The following is a 16,263-nucleotide window of genomic DNA, read 5'->3' on the forward strand; positions in this document are numbered from 1 at the left end:
AGCGGCCTGTAATCTTTACGGAGATTACAGACCGTTTGGCTGTTGCTGGCTTACGGGCCGGCAGTTTAATTATTAAATATTAGCCTCTTATTTTGTTAAAGCTACCGGCACGCTTACCTTTCAGGGTTTTACCGTTAGCCAACGTTAAATCATACTCAATGGTGAAATTAGGCGAAGAACCAGAAACTTTTACGGTACCGCCGTTGGCCCGAATCGGGTCCTCGTCTGAGAGAACGCCATTGCCGTTGGTATCTATGTAAACAGAGGAAGCAAATACCGATTTGTTTTTATATTTAGTCTGTAGCTGGCTGTCGCTTAAGCTGCCGTCGTTAGAGGCGTCTACAAAACTAAAGCTACCGGTTTTAAACTCCGAATCGCCGAAAGAATAGCACTCGGTAAATATACCAAAGCTGCCCTGAATCTCTTCTACTTCGTCGCCGTTGTTTTCAATATCGCCGTCCGATACATAAAAGTCGTAGTCGTAGTGGGTATCGTTGTTGCCGTATAAGTTGGCGGCTCCTAAATCAACAATTAAGCCTTGGTCTAAGTTGTAATTAGTGCCGTTGTATTCTACTTCGTTTTTGGCGGGTTTGGGGTCATCTTTCTTTTCGAATAAACTACAAGAAGTAGAAGCAAAAGTAAGCGCCAGGGCCAGGGTAGATAATTTTAAGAAGTTAAATGATGTTTTCATAGTTTTGGTTTTGAGCTAGTTTGTTTTTATAATTTAAAGTTTTAAGAATTTAACAAGCAATACCTCCTGCGCCGGCTCTGAGAAAGAGCCGGTTTTAAGTTTGCTTTAGCAGGATTAGGTATTTAGGAGAACCAGCGGAAGCCTTACGGGGCTAGCAGAACTGGCAGGAAGCCTTACGGGGCTTGGTTGGGGTAAAGCCTTACGGGGCTTAACCAGGGTAGGGCGCAAAAGCAGTTTGGGCTGAAACAGTTGGCTTACGGGCGAACCGCCACCCAAAATACTTTTTTACTTTTTGGCAATTACCTGGTGGGTAGCCGGTTTAATGGGTTTGGCCAACTCGGCGGTAAGCACGTAGCCCACCTGGCCATCTACAGTTACAATACTCCAGGCACTGTTGTAGCGGCGCACCACCACAATTTCGTCGGAGCTTTTTAAGGCTTTAAGTACTTCGGTAGAAGTGCCGGGCTGGCGGTACATTTTACTGTTTTCGTAACGGGCACTGGCCGTTACTGCCTGGTGGCCATCGGCAAAACCAAAAGCGGTTTGGGCGGCCAGGGCTAAGGTTAAAATAATCTTTTTCATAGTTTTGGTGTTTTTAGGTTCGGGGTTTAAATTACTTTAGCAACTGCTGTTATTATCTGGTTGCGATACAAATATGCAGCAGGCCGGAAGCGAATAAAAATTAGTTTAAATGAAGGGCAGAAGACACCGGATGAATGCCTAAAATTAAGGGTTAAAAGCCTCTAATCTGCTCATCGTAAACTGCTGTGGTAAGCGTATTTGGTTGGTAGTAATTAATTGATATTTACGTGTTTATTGCTTTTTAAGCCTGTATTTAATACAGTAAGCTCCTGAATTACCGGCAAATTTTAAGCAATATATTTTGCGCCGGCAACCTGGCTGCATTCATTTTTAATTAAAACAAAGGATAGGGAAATCTGGCCGAAAGCCTTTACTTTGAGTTCAAGTTCAGGCCTCTGAACAAAATTTATTCAGACCAGTTAATAAGGGTAATCTCAGGTTTACTATTGCCTGACCAGCCCAACCAATTTATATGAGCGAAAGAACCAAAAAACTGTTTTTGCTGGATGCCATGGCCCTAATTTTCCGGGCGCACTTTGCTTTTAGCAAAAATCCCCGCATCAACTCCAAAGGCATGAATACCGGGGCCGCCCTCGGCTTTACCAATACGCTGTTCGAAGTATTATCCAAAGAAAAACCTACGCACATTGGTGTAGCCATGGACGGACCATCTAAAACGTTCCGGCACGATAGCTTTACCGAGTACAAGGCCAACCGCCAGGCCATGCCCGAAGATATTGGCATTGCTATTCCGTACGTCAAAAAAATTGTAGATGCCTTTAATATTCCGCTGTTAATATTGCCCGGTTACGAAGCCGATGATATTATTGGTACACTTTCGTGCAAAGCCGAAAAAGCCAATTTCGATGTGTACATGATGAGCCCCGATAAAGACTTTTGCCAGTTGGTAACCGACCACGTGTACTTGTATAAACCCGCTTTTTTGGGCAACGGCGTCGATATTCTGGACGTGAAAAAAGTATGCGAAAAGTGGGAAATCAGCAACGTAAAGCAGGTAATTGATATTTTGGGTTTGCAGGGCGATGCCGTAGATAATATTCCGGGCATTCCGGGCATCGGCGAAAAAACCGCTAAAACGCTGATTCAGAAATACGGCTCCGTTGAGAATTTAATTGCCCACGCCGATGAGCTTAAAGGCAAGCAGCGCGAAAATATTATTCAGTTTGCCGAGCAAGGTTTATTATCGAAAGAATTAGCGACTATTCATTTAGATGTGCCCATTACTTTCGACGAAAGTCAGTTTGAGTACAAAGGTCCCGATGTAAATAAATTAACGGCTTTGTTCGAAGAACTGGAATTCCGGCAACTGGCGCAGCGGATTTTAGGTACTAGCTTGGCGGCGGCTCCAACTAAAACACCCGCCAAAGCTACCCGCACGTTGGTAAAAGGTAAAAAATCGGACCAGCAAAGTTCTTTATTTGAACAGCTAGACGAAATATTGGTAGATGCCCCCGAACCGGCGCCCGTTGCAACCGGCCAGAAGAAAAATATTAACAATACGCTGCACAACTACCATTTAATTAACACGCCCGAACTACGCGCCAGCTTAATTAAATATTTAAAACTGCAAAAAGAAATTTCCTTCGATACCGAAACCGACCGCCTCGACCCGATTACCGGCCGTTTAATTGGTATGTCGTTCTGCTATTTGCCCGGCGAAGCTTATTACGTAACCGTACCGCTGGATTTGGCCGAGGCGCAACCCATTGTGGATGAGTTCCGGGAAATTCTGGAAAACCCGAATATTACCTTAATTGGCCAAAATATTAAATACGATATTTTAATCCTGAAATCGTACGGCATTGAGGTTAGGGGGCAAATATTTGATACCATGCTGGCGCATTATTTACTGGAGCCCGATATGCGCCACAACATGGATTTGCTCTCGGAAACGTACCTGGGCTACACGCCGGTTTCTATAACGGAACTGATTGGTAAAAAAGGTAAAAAACAAATTACCATGGCCGATTTAACGCCGGAGGAGGTGTATGAATACGCCTGCGAAGATGCCGATGTAACGCTACGCCTGAAAAATTACTTTCAGCCGCTGCTGGAAAAAAATGGCTTGCTAAAGCTGTTTAACGAAGTAGAAAACCCGTTGGTGCCGGTGCTGGCGGGTATTGAAAAAGAAGGGATTGCCATTGATGCCAACGCCATGGCCGAATCTTCGAAGGAATTATCGGGATATATCGCGGAGTTTGAGCAGCGCATTTTCCAGATTGCCGGCACTGAGTTTAATATTGGTTCACCCAAGCAGCTCGGCGAAATATTATTCGAGAAGTTAGGCATTCAGGAAAAAACCAAAAAAACAAAAACCGGCCAACACGCCACCGGCGAAGAAATATTATCGAAGCTGGCGCACAAGCACGAAATAGCCCAATTAATACTCGACCACCGGGAACTGAGCAAACTTAAATCAACGTACATCGATGCCTTGCCGCAATTAATTTGCGAGTCGGATGGGCGGGTGCATACCTCGTTTAACCAGGCGGTAGCCGCTACCGGGCGCTTAAGTTCTACCAACCCCAACCTGCAAAATATTCCTATCCGGACCGAAAAAGGCCGCGAAATACGCAAAGCTTTTGTGCCCCGCGATAAAGACCATTTGCTTATTTCAGCGGATTATTCGCAGATAGAATTGCGCATTATGGCTCATTTCAGCGGCGATGCCACCATGAAAGAAGCTTTTCAGAATGGTTTGGATATTCACTCCTCCACGGCGGCCAAAGTGTTCCGGGTAACCTTGGACCAGGTAGACAGCGATATGCGCCGGAAAGCCAAAACCATTAATTTCGGTATTATTTACGGTATTTCGGCTTTTGGCCTTTCCGAGCGGTTAAATATTCCGCGCCGCGAAGCTGCCGATATTATTGAGGCTTATTTCCAGGAGTTTCCGGCTATAAAAGAATACATGGACGAAGCCATTAACAAAGCCCGCGAGCAGGAATACGTGCAAACTTTATTGGGTCGTCGCCGCTACCTCCGCGATATTAATTCGCAGAATGCCAATATTCGGGGCTACGCCGAGCGTAACGCGATTAACGCGCCCATACAAGGTACCGCCGCCGATATTATTAAAATTGCCATGATTAACATACATAATTGGCTGAACACGGAAAAACTGAAAACCCGCATGATATTGCAGGTACACGACGAATTACTCTTTGATACGCCCAAAGACGAAATAGATTACATAAAACCGCACATAGAAGAATTAATGAAAAATGCCTTGCCGCTGAGTGTACCTATGGAAATAGGCTTGGGCGTTGGCGAAAACTGGCTGGCCGCACATTAAGCTTAAATATTTAATTTGCTAAACGTATTTCTTAGTAAACCTCACCGATCTAAAAGATTGGTGAGGTTTTTTTTTAACAGCCGGTTTATACTACAATCAAATAAATATTGCGCTTAAAGTCAATTTTGTCATCTTGAGCCTGTCGAAGGATCTATTACAGTTATGAAAAGTAGGGTTAGATGTTTCGACAAGCTCAACATGACGCAATAACGTAACCGTATTAACCAATTGATAATAGTATTAGCACCATTGGTGGTGTTATCACCGCCAATTTTAAAGCTTCTGCCAACCTGCTTGCTGGTGCCTCCACAGCAAGGGCAAAGGATTAATTTGTAAAATGCTAAGCAGCTTCTATGCTAATAATAAGAATGGCATCTCTAGTCAGATTATTTTGAAGTATAAGTAATTTTTAATATATAATTACTGCCCTGCTCGCTAAAAGTACGTTCCAGCACCATCTGTTTTGAGGTTAGCTCCAATATGGTATAAGTTTCGGTAAAATGCCCGCGCTGAAACGGGTACGTCCATTTTAAAATATTATCCGAAATAACCCAGGTGCCTTCCTGGTAAATTTGCGGGTCGTTTTGGAAACACCTGGTTGCGCCTTCATCAATTATATAATTACCATTAGAAGAGAACTTATAAATATCGTCTTTGGTACAAACGGTAATATTAGGCATAGCAAATAAGTCGTAGGACGGGCGACTATCTTCCGTAACCAAATAATTGGTAATCAGCCAATCTTTGCCAATTATTAATTCCGAATTACTCGGCGGGTCGTTGTCTTTCTGGCAGCCAACAAGCGTTAACAGCAATAAAATTATTACTAATGAGGAGTTAAAGTTTCGCATGGTTAAAAAATATTAGGAAAAACAAGCTTAAGCGGATAAGGGTTGTGCCAAAAAACCGGGCCAGGAAAAATAAACAGGCCTAAGTATTATTTAACGGAATTGCTGGTGTTTGGGGTAAGCTGACGCAAATAGCTTTTTAATTGGGTGAATACCAGATTAAAAAGGTGAATGGACTAATATACAAAAAGATAGCCGCTGGTAAAGCGGCTTGTATAATATTTTTGTTTTTAGTAGCAGCCGTTACTGGGCCGTAAAGGTTATGGTAATGCTGGAGCCCGCCGCATTAGAGGCTTTTAACTTAAACCTTTGCCGGTTTAATTCCTCAATGGTATAATCATCTCCGTCCCAGGTAAAAGTGTTTCCGTCCTTGAACCAGGTTCCCTGCTCTACAATTTGTGGGTCAGTAGCATTACATTTACTGGCCCCTTCGTCCCGGACATAAGTAGCATCGTCCCGGAACCGGAAAATATCATCGGCATCGCAGGTAGCCATCGTCGGAATTTGATCTACGGTACCCCCAATACTCGTTGAAAGTACAAGCTGGGTTATTTTCCAGGTTCGGCCAATTGGTAAGTTATCTGGTTCCGCATCTTCGTCTTTCTTACAGCCAACAAATAGCAGGGTTGTTACTAAAACAAGTAAAAGCGAGTTGACTTTATTCATGAACAGCGGGTTAAATAATTATTAAACAAGGTGTTTGTTTTAAAGAATAACGAGGAGTACTTCTAACAAGCGTTTATAAGATTCTCTACGGTATTTTTATTATTCAGATACACCTGGTAAACGTTATTCAAGCCGCTCTTTTTCAACCTTTCGCCCTGGTTATAATAGTTAATAGCGGTATATAAAAAAGAAAGCCGCTGTTCAGGCGGCTTTCGTTGGTATGGTTAAGCACAATATTTATTGCGCGGTAAATGTTAAATTAATTGTAGATGGAACCTGCGTGGTGGTGCCGGGTAAAGTTAACCCTTCGTTAAAAGTTACTTTTAAAGTTTGGTTATTTAGGGTTACTACCTTTAAGTTTCTAGGGGCGGTAGAGGTTAAACCATAAGCAAGTAAAATATTGCCATTAATATTTAATATATCGCCGGTGGTTGCATTTTCCTGAAGGCTCCAGGTGCCCGAAACAGTTTGGGGCGCATTAGGCGTACATTTTGTTGGTCCTTCGTCAACCACTACAGCGCCGCCGGTATTAAAATCTAAAAAATTATCTTTTTGGCAATCAACCAGCAAACCATAAATATCAAATTCAGTGGATAAACCCGTAGGTACTGCTTTGGCTTCTGTTACCTTCCAGTTTTTAGCCATTAAAATATCTTGTTTTGTTGGTTTAGCATCGTCGTCTTTGTCGCAGCTAGCCATTACAAAGGTTAAAACAAACAAGAAGATAAGTGCACTGTAATTTTTCATAGTAAAAGATTTATTTGAATAAATTATTGATGAATAAAGCAAAAGTAGTAAAACATTCTACAGAAAAAATAATCTTTCGGGTAAGGTAACCGGAAGCCGGACCGTACTATAACCGCTGAACTTACCCTATTATTGCCTGCAAAAATAAAAAGCTGCCTAATCGGCAGCTTTTTATTTTATTCAGGTTGTTTTAAGGCGTTGGCAAATTATTCAGGCGGTAATCGCTGAGCTTAACTGGGGGCAAGGTAGACCCAAAAGCCGCATTAATAGCCTTAATAAATTCGTTGGCAATTAGGGCCTGGCCGCGCGGGTTGGGGTGTACGCCATCTAACGAAAACAGGCCGGCCGGTGGTGCCAGGGTATTCTCCAGGGCACTTAAATTACTTAAAGCAATATTCATATCGGCCAGGGCAACCCGGTTGTTGCGGCCGGCTACTTCCTGCTTTATAATATTATTTAATGCGTTTACGCGGTTGGTTACCAACGTTGCTTCGGCCTGATCGAGTACGTACTGGTTTGGAATAGGCGTGGTAATGCCCCAACCGGCTCGTTGGTTTGGATTGCAAGCACTAATAGGACCGGCCAGTAAATTATCCTGGGGTGTTAATAAAGTCAGGAAATCTTTGGTGGGGTCTAGGTGGCGCAAGCCGGTGGCGGTGGTAATTACCGGGTAATTTACTTTACCAGCCTGAAAGTTTACGCCGGCCGCAGCTGGTCCTAACTGGCTGTAAGCCGCATTGAGGCCCGCCGCCTGGGCTGCCGATAAATTAAACGGAATAGGAGCATTGGCCCCGCCTGCGGTAAGTCCGGCGTTTACCAACTGAAAGAAAGGCAATTTGGTAACATTTGGTACGGTAGCAATTGCGCCTTTGGTATTAGCCCCTGTAGAAAGCAAAGCATCTAAGGCACTCTTTAGCGCGGCCCCAAACACCAGCGGGTCGGTCATGTCGTTCGGGCCATAAGTTGCGGGGTCGGTACCCGGATTGGCGTTAGCGTTGCCGCCGTTTATGGCATAAAGCAGTACATCGTTATTACCTAACCAGTAAGTAAAGAAAGTGCCTTTAGCCGCTACCGCATCGGCAATAACACTGGTAGCCGGAGATGAAGCAAAACGCCAGAAAAACGGATTGCCAACGGTGGGGCTGGCACCGTAACCCGGTATCAGCACATGGTAACTCCGGGCGCCCGGTACACCAAAATTGTTCAGTTCGGCTTTATTACCGGTAAAAGGGGCCAGGTTTTCGCCGGGTATGGTTGGGCCGGGAGTTAGGCCCAGCGTTTTGGTTGCTTCTGCATTGGCACAGGTAGGTAATAAAAACTTAAACCGGCCCACCGGCACACTAGCACCGTTTACCGTGGCAAAACCACCAAAGCCCACTCCGCCTTCTGTGCCAAATATTGGAAAATTAAAAGGTTTATCGCCGTTTACTGATTTCATTCTTTCGGCCAGAATAGCCGCATAAGCATTTCGCTGCCCTTCCAGGTACAAGGCATTATCCATAAACCCGGCTGTAATAGAATTACCTACAGCTACATATTTGCTAAAATCAGCGGTGCCGGCTACCGGCGGGGTTCTTGGGTTGGTGGGGTCTTCGGCCGGTTCGGGCGGGTTATAGGAACATGCTGAAATCAGGCTGCTGAACAACAAGCCGGCAGCTAATATTTTTATATTTTTCATGGGAATATGCTTGATTAAAATGCGCATCTGTAAAAAAGTTTTTTCGCGGGCCTGCTTATTTCAATAATTCGTCGAAGGTGATAGAAAGGTAATAAACGCCGCCTACATAAGGGCCACCGTACACGGTGCGGTAGTAATTGTTGGTAATATTAGAGCCACCCAGTTTAAAGATAGATTTAATGCTGGGTACCTTATAACTTACCTGCGCATCTAAAGTGCCATAAGCCGGGATCTCGGCATTATTTATACCCGGTATAAAGCTCGATTGCCAGATGTAAGCATCGGACCAGCGGTAAGCCACACTAAAGCCGGCATTTTTATAGAAATTACGATTGGCCAGGGTTACGTTAAATTTCCATTCGGGGGTATTAAAGCCGGGTACCTGGTCCGGATCGTAATCTTTGCCCAAGTTTAATTTATTCCAGTTGGTGTTGCCGCTAAGGGTGTAGCCTTTGGGTAAGGAATAAGTAAGGCCTAAGCTGGCGCCCTGGGCCGCTACTTTTTGGGTAGCATTAGAATATAACTGGTAAGGCTGGAAATTATTCGTGGCCACATCAAAAGCTACGGCTTCGTTGCCGGTACCGGTTTCGTTGCGCACCACCTGGCTGTTACGGGGCTGAATAACCGTGTAGTTCAGAATAAAATTATTGTAGCTGCTGTAATAATAATTTAGATCGAATAATAACGATTTATTCAGGGTAAGGCCTTTGTAGCCAATTTCGAAAGCTTTAATCTGCTCTGGTTTTACGTAATTAACGTTGGCCGGCCGCAGCAGCCGCGCGTTTTGAATAACTGCCCGGGATGAATTAGCACCATTCGCCACATCGGCCCCTACCTGCGCGGCAAAAGCCTGCACCGATGATAAACTTATTGCATTTGCGTTTGGACCGTAGAGGTTAAGCCCCTGGCTGGCACTCGGCACACCGCCGACCAATATAGCCTGGCCTACGTTTAAGAAAATAAACTGATCCTGGGTAGTAGGGTTCCGGAAACCGGTTTGGAAAGAAGCCCGGAGGTTGTGGTTTTCGGCTAAGGTAAATACTGCCGAAGCGCGGGGCGTGAGGCGGCCTTCAAAATTCTCATTTTTATCGAAACGCAGCGAGCCGGTAACTTTTAAGCGATCGCTCATCAGGTTTTTAATGGCTTGCAGGTAAGCGCCGTATTCGTAAATGGTAATATCGTTGCCGGTAGTATCACTAAAAATAGTGCCGCTGGAGTTTAAATCGAATAACCGGTAACTGCCCCCCACTTGCACATCGGCTATTTTACCTGTCCACTTACTAAAATCGTACTGGCCTTCGGTGTGGTACAAACCGGTTGCATCTTTAAACTGGGCACCGGTCCGGAAATCGGGCTCGCTGGCTAAGCGGTCTTTTTCCCGGTCAAATTCGGGCGTGCCGGGCAGCAGCCGGTTTCTATCGGCAAAGGTGCGGGCGGCATCGTGGTTGCTGGGGGTAATGCCCGGTACCGCACCCAGGTAAGCGCCGGCATATTCCGAAAACCATTGTTGATCTGGTTTCCAGGTACGGTTTAAGTTAAGCGCCAGAAAGCGGGAGTCGTAAGAATTACCGGCATCTTCGAGGGTAGCATACGACCGCAGAAAATAATTAGCGCCGCGCAGTTCTACCTTATGTTGCTGCAAAATAAAATCTTTAATGCCGTAACGGTTAGCCCCTTGGTAAACAGCGGTACCCTGGCCTATTTTAAATTGGTAAATAGCTTCCAACCCTTCGGTTACCCGATAATGCAAAGCCGCATCGCCTTTTAAGCTGAAAGTATTATAATCTACCAGGTCTTTCTCTTCGTAAGGTGTACGCGCTACCCGCACCGAGGAGCCACCCGGACCAATGGGTATACCGGCTACGGCTTCGTCGCCGTATAAATTTAAAGCGTTATAAGCCGGATTACTAGGGTCGTTGCCCAGGGTAGGACGGGTAAACGGATCAACGTTTTCGGTGCTACTGGCGTGCCAATCCAACGCTTTGGAGTACGAAAAGTTTACTTTAAAGGCAAACCGGTTATTAAAAGCTTTGGCGTAGCGAACCATGCCTTCGTACATGGGGCTGGCGTCGGCATCGGCGCTGTTAATATGGTTTACTCCAATGCGGGCCATGGCGCTCAGTCCCTGAAACTCAAACGGGCTTTTGCTGGTCATGGAAAGTACGCCGTTAAAAGCATTAGGACCGTATAAAGCCGAAGCTGCACCCGGCACAATCTCTACGCTGTGCGCATCCAAATCCGAAAGGCCTACCATGTTCCCTATCGGAATATTCAGGCCGGGTGCCTGGTTGTCCATGCCATCGATAAACTGTACAAAGCGCGGATTGGTGGTACTGTTAAAACCACGGGTATTTATTACCTTAAAACCCATACTGCTGGTAATCATATCCACCGATTTTAGGTTTTGCAAGCCTTCGTAAAAGCTAGCGGCCGGCGTTTCCCGGATGGCCAAAATATCCATCTTTTCGATACTGATGGGTGCCTTCAAAATATTCTCTTCTACCCGCGAAGCCGTAACTACTACTTCCTGCCCCAGCACCGATACCTCACTTAGCACCACGTTCAGGTCTGAGCGGTTACCCGTTATATTAAATTCCTGGGTCTGAAATCCTACATAAGAAAATACCAGTGCAAAGGGTGTTTCGGTAGCAGTGGTAAGCGTATAGGTACCACGGTTGTCGGAGGTAGTACCAATTACTTTGCCTTTTACATAAATATTCACCCCGGCCAGGGGCGTATTTGTTTTGGCATCGGTAACCCGCCCACTAATTGTTACGCCGCTTTGGGCGTAGCTTTCAGCACAACAACTAAATATTAGGGCGAGTAATAAAATTAAAAGTGGTGGTTTTGGTAAATAAGTAGGCATAAAATTTATAAGCGTTTAAGTTAATGCAGTGGCCAAAATAATTGTAACAAAGTAAGGATAAATTGTAATGTAAGCAATGAAGTATTACCTATATTTTATATGGAAAAATGCCTTTTTTTGGTTCGTATCGGTATATTCTAGCTATTTTGAGCACTAGTAAAGTTAAAGGGGTAAAAAGAAGTTTGTTAAAATGGCTACGCTTGTTAAAAGGCCTGGGCCTAAGCATTTTTTACCCGCAGTGCAGTAGCTTACAACCAAAAAAAATACCACCGTAAACAGGTTTAATAGGGCGGCTCCTAACATGTCTGTTTCTTTATTATTTTAATGATTCAAATAATTAAAAGTCAACTGTTTAATCTAATTATTTTTGGCGTTGCCTGGTTTCAGATGAAGCTGATTTTAGTAGAAATGCTTATTAACAAGCTTTTTAGATAAGCAGAACCGCGACTTTAAAAATAATATTTAATTTTTGCGGGTTTCTGTTTACCTAAATGCCCGAACAACGTTTAGTGAAACCTGTAACTTTTAGGTAGAATATGTACGATGTAACCATAATTGGAGGCGGGCCGGCCGGTTTAAGTGCGGCGTTGTTGTTGGGGCGCTGTATGCGCAAGGTTATTTTATTCGATAGCGGCGAGTACCGCAATGCCTGGTCAGATGCCATGCACGCTTTTATTACCCGCGACGGCATTAATCCCCGCGATTTTATAAAAGAAGCCCGGAAAGATCTGGAGAAATACGATTTTGCGTTTAAAGCCAAAGAAATAGTAAAAGCGCGCTGCTCGGGTGGCTTTTTTGAAGTGACAGATAGCGACGACCAGGTTTATCTTTCCCGGAAATTATTACTGGCCACCGGTATTCAGGACCGCTGGCCCCAGATACCCGGCTGCGAACCTTTTAATGGCAAAAGTATACACCACTGTCCGTATTGCGATGGTTGGGAACATAAAAATACCGCTTTGGGTGCTTACGGCAAAAACCGCGATGCCATTGGGTTGTCGTTGTCGTTAAAAACCTGGAGCAGCGATGTTACACTTTACACCGATGGTACCCGCCGGTTACGCGCCGCCGATGCGCAATTACTGGAGCGAAACAAAGTAAAAATATGTACTGCCCCTATTGAACGGTTAGAAGGAGAAGGTTCTACGCTGCAAAGAATAATATTACAAGGCGGCGGCAGTATGCCCTGCGATGCTATCTTTTTTTCAACCGGCCAGGATCAGCGGTCTACCCTGGGTCGCCAGTTAGATTGCGATTTCACCAGCAAAGGTGTTATTAAAACGTATCATCAGCAGCAAACCAACGTGTCTGGTTTGTACGTAGCCGGCGATGCGGCCCGCGATATGCAATTGGTAATTGTGGCTGCCGCCGAAGGTACCAAAGCCGGCGTAATGATTAACAAAGAACTTCAGGAAGAATTCCGGCTGTAGCAGATACATCAGCCACTAACAAACGGTTAAAATATTTGTAAACAAAAACGGTTAAAATATTTGTAAACAAATATTGCCATACGAGCCGATAAAGAATATTTCGGGATGAAAAAACACATGGTTTTTTTGTTATTGCTGCTCTTCTGGCCGGCTGGTAATATTTTTTCGTGGGGTTTTTACGCGCACCAACGCATTAACCGGTTAGCGGTGTTTACCCTGCCGCCCGAAATAATTGGGTTTTATAAAAAGCACATTATTTATATTACCGAGAATGCCGTTAACCCCGATAAACGGCGCTACGTGGTAAAAGCCGAAGGTCCGCGCCATTTTATTGATTTAGATGTTTACGGCGATAGCGCCCAATACAAATTGCCCCGCAACTGGCCGGAAGCCGTAGCCAAATTTGGCGAAGACTCACTGGCAAAACACGGGGTACTGCCCTGGCATTTAAATTTTGTAAAATATCAGTTAACCGAAGCTTTTAAGCACCACGATGTACCGGCAATATTGCGGCTATCCGCCGATTTAGGCCATTATTTAGCGGATGCCTGCGTACCCTTGCATACGACCCGCAACTACAACGGGCAATTTACGAATCAGCACGGCATTCATGGGTTTTGGGAATCGCGGTTACCGGAGTTGCTGGCCGGCAATTACGATTTTTTTGTAGGACCGGCAGCTTATGTAGAAAAACCGCAGCAGAAAGCCTGGGATATTATAATCCGGTCGCATGCGGCCTTAGATTCGGTGCTCCGGTTCGAGAAAGAAGTAGCCGCCCAATTACCCGAAGACAAAAAATATACCTTTGAGGAACGCAACAATATTACCGTTAAAACCTATTCCAAAGCTTACACTACTAATTACCACCAAAAGCTGAAAGGGCAGGTAGAACGGCAAATGCGCTACGCTGTTTGGTTGGTGGGTTCTTTCTGGTACACCTGCTGGGTAGATGCCGGACAGCCAGATTTAAATAATTTACAACCCCTCACCGAAGCGCAAAAACAACAACTGGCAGCAGAACGCCAACAATTAAAACAGGTTGTAGCCCCAGACCGGCCACACGAAGCCGAATAAAATATTTTAAATACCCATCCGTTAATATCTCTAATGTTTTTCGAGCTGAATGAGCCTGGAAGGCTACAGTTAAAATATTAATAAAGCAGGCGCTAAAATACGTGCGGCTGAACTGGGCTTATTTCGTAATTTCGAAAATTAAACAGTACTTAATTAATGATGAATAAAACCACTTCTTTACTGGTTGCTGGGGGCATAAGCTTACTGGTTGCCTGCCAATCGGCCAAAAATAATACGCCGGAGACCCAGGATGCTGTTGCCACGGCCACCGAAGATACAACCAACATGAATAAGGCCGCTATCGCATATCCCGTAACCGAAAAAGTAACCCACACTGATAATTACCACGGCACCGAAATACCCGACCCGTACCGCTGGCTCGAAAATGATACTACCGCCGAAGTTGCTGCTTGGGTACAGTCCCAAAACAAGGTTACTTTCGATTATTTAAATAAAATTCCGTTTCGGGATAAAATAAAAGAGCGCTTAACCAAAATCTGGAATTACCCGAAATATGGTACCCCTTTTAAGCGCGGCGAAAAGTATTATTTCTACAAAAACGACGGGCTGCAAAATCAGGCAATATTATATGTGCAGCAAGGCCTAACGGGTACCCCACAAGTTTTCATCGACCCAAATAAATTTTCTTCGGATGGTACCACTTCTTTAACCACCGTCAGCTTTTCGAAAGATAATAAATACGTGGCTTACGGTACTTCGGGCGGCGGCTCCGACTGGAACGAATTTTACGTGCTCGATGCGGTTACGAAAGAAAAATTAAACGATAAACTGGAATGGATTAAATTTTCGGGGGCAGCCTGGTTTAAAGATGGCTTCTTTTACAGCCGCTACGATGCGCCTAAAAATGGCAGCAAACTGGCCGCCAAAAACGAATACCACAAAGTCTATTACCACAAATTGGGTACGCCGCAGAGCCAGGATAAATTAATTTACGAAGACAAAACCAAGCCACTGCGGTACTTCAGCGCCCAAACCACCGACGATGAAAAATATTTAATAATTACCGTTTCGGAAGGTGCTACCAGCACCAATGCCTTGTACGTAAAAGACCTGCGCGACGAGAAAAACGCATTTATGCCGGTGGTTAGCAATTTTACCGCCGAATATAATGTAGTTGATAATATTGGTGATAAGCTGCTGGTACAAACCACTTATAAAGCGCCAAAAAACCAGTTAGTACTCATCGATCCCAAAAAGCCGCAACCAGCTAACTGGAAAACCGTGGTACCCCAATCGGAGAACGTAATTACGGGTGTCTCTTTAATTGATAACCGGTTAATTGTAGATTACATGAAAAATGCCGCCAGCGAAGTAGTGGTGTTTGATGTAAACGGCAAGCGCCTGCACGGGTTAAAACTGCCCACTTTGGGTACCGTAACTGGTTTTAGCGGGAAGAAAGAAGATAAAGAAGTGTTTTATACTTTCAATTCCTTTACTTATCCCAGCGCCATTTATAAATATACGGTAGCCACCAATACCTCCGAGCTGTTCCGGAAAACCGATCTGGATGTGAACATGGACGGCTACGAAACCAAACAAGTATTTTACCCGAGCAAAGACGGCTCCAAAGTGCCCATGTTTATCGTGCATAAAAAAGGCTTGGTGTTGGACGGCAAAAATCCTACTTACCTGTATGGCTACGGGGGGTTTAACGTGTCGTATACCCCAAGTTTCAGTATTTCGCGGATGTTGTGGCTCGAAAATGGCGGTGTGTTTGTGCTGGCTAACCTACGCGGCGGGGGCGAGTTTGGCGAAGAATGGCACCAAGCCGGCATGACCCCCAACAAACAAAACGTGTTTGATGATTTTATTGCGGCCGCCGAATATTTGATTCAGGCGAAATATACCTCCCCGGAAAAACTGGCTATTGCGGGCGGCTCTAACGGTGGTTTACTGGTAGGGGCTGTAGCCAACCAGCGTCCCGAATTATTTAAAGTGGCTCTGCCGGCCGTGGGCGTAATGGATATGCTGCGTTTTCATAAGTTTACCATTGGCTGGGGTTGGGTACCAGAATATGGCTCCAGCGATAACCCCGAGCAATTTAAAAACCTGCTTCAGTTTTCGCCGCTGCACAATATTAAAGAAGGCGTTAGCTATCCGGCTACATTGGTTACCACCGCCGACCACGACGACCGCGTAGTACCGGCCCACTCGTTTAAATATATTGCCCGCTTGCAGGAGAAAGGCGCCGGGCCAAACCCGTACTTAATTCGCGTAGCAGTAAATGCCGGCCATGGCGCTGGTAAATCTACGGCCCAGCAAATAGCAGAAGCCACCGATATCTGGGCTTTTGTGTACCAGAATATGGGCGTGAATCCGTATAACTCGCCTAAATAACTGATAA

Annotated in this window: 11 protein-coding genes; 4 read left to right on the forward strand and 7 right to left on the reverse strand. The window is 45.0% G+C overall.

Features of this window, described 5'->3' with window-relative positions:
* Window positions 1-79: 79 nt before the first annotated feature.
* Both F0145_RS11940 and F0145_RS11945 read right to left on the reverse strand, forming a co-directional pair.
* Window positions 80-691 carry a hypothetical protein gene (locus F0145_RS11940; protein WP_150088646.1) on the reverse strand — a complete coding sequence of 204 codons (612 nt, stop codon included), beginning with the start codon at window positions 689-691 and terminating at the stop codon, window positions 80-82.
* A gap of 285 nt (window positions 692-976) precedes the next feature.
* Window positions 977-1,273: an SH3 domain-containing protein gene (locus F0145_RS11945; RefSeq protein WP_150088647.1), complete on the reverse strand. Its 297-nt coding sequence runs from the start codon at window positions 1,271-1,273 to the stop codon at window positions 977-979.
* A gap of 472 nt (window positions 1,274-1,745) precedes the next feature.
* On the opposite strand from F0145_RS11945, the gene polA reads away from it, so the two are divergent.
* The gene (polA, locus tag F0145_RS11950; RefSeq protein WP_150088648.1) at window positions 1,746-4,589 is read left to right on the forward strand and encodes a DNA polymerase I; all 2,844 of its coding nucleotides are present in this window, start codon (window positions 1,746-1,748) and stop codon (window positions 4,587-4,589) included.
* Between the two features lie 386 nt (window positions 4,590-4,975).
* Here polA and F0145_RS11955 read toward each other — a convergent pair whose 3' ends face one another.
* The 5 genes from F0145_RS11955 to F0145_RS11975 form a co-directional block, all read right to left on the reverse strand.
* Window positions 4,976-5,440, reverse strand: a complete 465-nt coding sequence (locus tag F0145_RS11955) for a lipocalin family protein (protein WP_150088649.1) — start codon at window positions 5,438-5,440, stop codon at window positions 4,976-4,978.
* 240 nt (window positions 5,441-5,680) lie between these two features.
* A complete protein-coding gene (locus tag F0145_RS11960) occupies window positions 5,681-6,103 on the reverse strand; it encodes a hypothetical protein (RefSeq protein WP_150088650.1) in 423 nt (140 codons plus the stop codon).
* 237 nt (window positions 6,104-6,340) lie between these two features.
* A complete protein-coding gene (locus F0145_RS11965) occupies window positions 6,341-6,850 on the reverse strand; it encodes a hypothetical protein (RefSeq protein WP_150088651.1) in 510 nt (169 codons plus the stop codon).
* 190 nt (window positions 6,851-7,040) lie between these two features.
* Entirely contained in the window at window positions 7,041-8,528 is a 1,488-nt protein-coding gene (locus tag F0145_RS11970; protein WP_150088652.1) for an SGNH/GDSL hydrolase family protein, read from the reverse strand.
* A 55-nt stretch (window positions 8,529-8,583) separates the two neighbouring features.
* Window positions 8,584-11,394 carry a TonB-dependent receptor gene (locus F0145_RS11975; RefSeq protein ID WP_150088653.1) on the reverse strand — a complete coding sequence of 937 codons (2,811 nt, stop codon included), beginning with the start codon at window positions 11,392-11,394 and terminating at the stop codon, window positions 8,584-8,586.
* Between the two features lie 536 nt (window positions 11,395-11,930).
* Between F0145_RS11975 and F0145_RS11980 the strand changes: the two genes are divergently transcribed.
* The 3 genes from F0145_RS11980 (at window position 11,931) to F0145_RS11990 (ending at window position 16,256) form a co-directional block, all read left to right on the forward strand.
* Window positions 11,931-12,824 carry an NAD(P)/FAD-dependent oxidoreductase gene (locus F0145_RS11980; RefSeq protein ID WP_150088654.1) on the forward strand — a complete coding sequence of 298 codons (894 nt, stop codon included), beginning with the start codon at window positions 11,931-11,933 and terminating at the stop codon, window positions 12,822-12,824.
* Window positions 12,825-12,929: 105 nt separating this feature from the next.
* Window positions 12,930-13,898, forward strand: a complete 969-nt coding sequence (locus tag F0145_RS11985; RefSeq protein WP_150088655.1) for a zinc dependent phospholipase C family protein — start codon at window positions 12,930-12,932, stop codon at window positions 13,896-13,898.
* Window positions 13,899-14,057: 159 nt separating this feature from the next.
* Window positions 14,058-16,256, forward strand: a complete 2,199-nt coding sequence (locus F0145_RS11990; protein ID WP_150088809.1) for a prolyl oligopeptidase family serine peptidase — start codon at window positions 14,058-14,060, stop codon at window positions 16,254-16,256.
* Window positions 16,257-16,263 lie beyond the last annotated feature (7 nt).

It is taken from the genome of Adhaeribacter rhizoryzae, from assembly GCF_008629685.1.
GTDB classification, from domain to species: Bacteria; Bacteroidota; Bacteroidia; order Cytophagales; family Hymenobacteraceae; genus Adhaeribacter; species Adhaeribacter rhizoryzae.

Excerpts from the sequence above, each read along its gene's own strand:
- F0145_RS11940 (WP_150088646.1), bottom strand. The coding sequence starts at position 691 with ATGAAAACATCATTTAACTTCTTAAAATTATCTACCCTGGCCCTGGCG.
- F0145_RS11945 (WP_150088647.1), bottom strand. The coding sequence starts at position 1,273 with ATGAAAAAGATTATTTTAACCTTAGCCCTGGCCGCCCAAACCGCTTTT.
- polA (WP_150088648.1), top strand. The coding sequence starts at position 1,746 with ATGAGCGAAAGAACCAAAAAACTGTTTTTGCTGGATGCCATGGCCCTA.
- F0145_RS11955 (WP_150088649.1), bottom strand. The coding sequence starts at position 5,440 with ATGCGAAACTTTAACTCCTCATTAGTAATAATTTTATTGCTGTTAACG.
- F0145_RS11960 (WP_150088650.1), bottom strand. The coding sequence starts at position 6,103 with ATGAATAAAGTCAACTCGCTTTTACTTGTTTTAGTAACAACCCTGCTA.
- F0145_RS11965 (WP_150088651.1), bottom strand. The coding sequence starts at position 6,850 with ATGAAAAATTACAGTGCACTTATCTTCTTGTTTGTTTTAACCTTTGTA.
- F0145_RS11970 (WP_150088652.1), bottom strand. The coding sequence starts at position 8,528 with ATGAAAAATATAAAAATATTAGCTGCCGGCTTGTTGTTCAGCAGCCTG.
- F0145_RS11975 (WP_150088653.1), bottom strand. The coding sequence starts at position 11,394 with ATGCCTACTTATTTACCAAAACCACCACTTTTAATTTTATTACTCGCC.
- F0145_RS11980 (WP_150088654.1), top strand. The coding sequence starts at position 11,931 with ATGTACGATGTAACCATAATTGGAGGCGGGCCGGCCGGTTTAAGTGCG.
- F0145_RS11985 (WP_150088655.1), top strand. The coding sequence starts at position 12,930 with ATGAAAAAACACATGGTTTTTTTGTTATTGCTGCTCTTCTGGCCGGCT.
- F0145_RS11990 (WP_150088809.1), top strand. The coding sequence starts at position 14,058 with ATGAATAAAACCACTTCTTTACTGGTTGCTGGGGGCATAAGCTTACTG.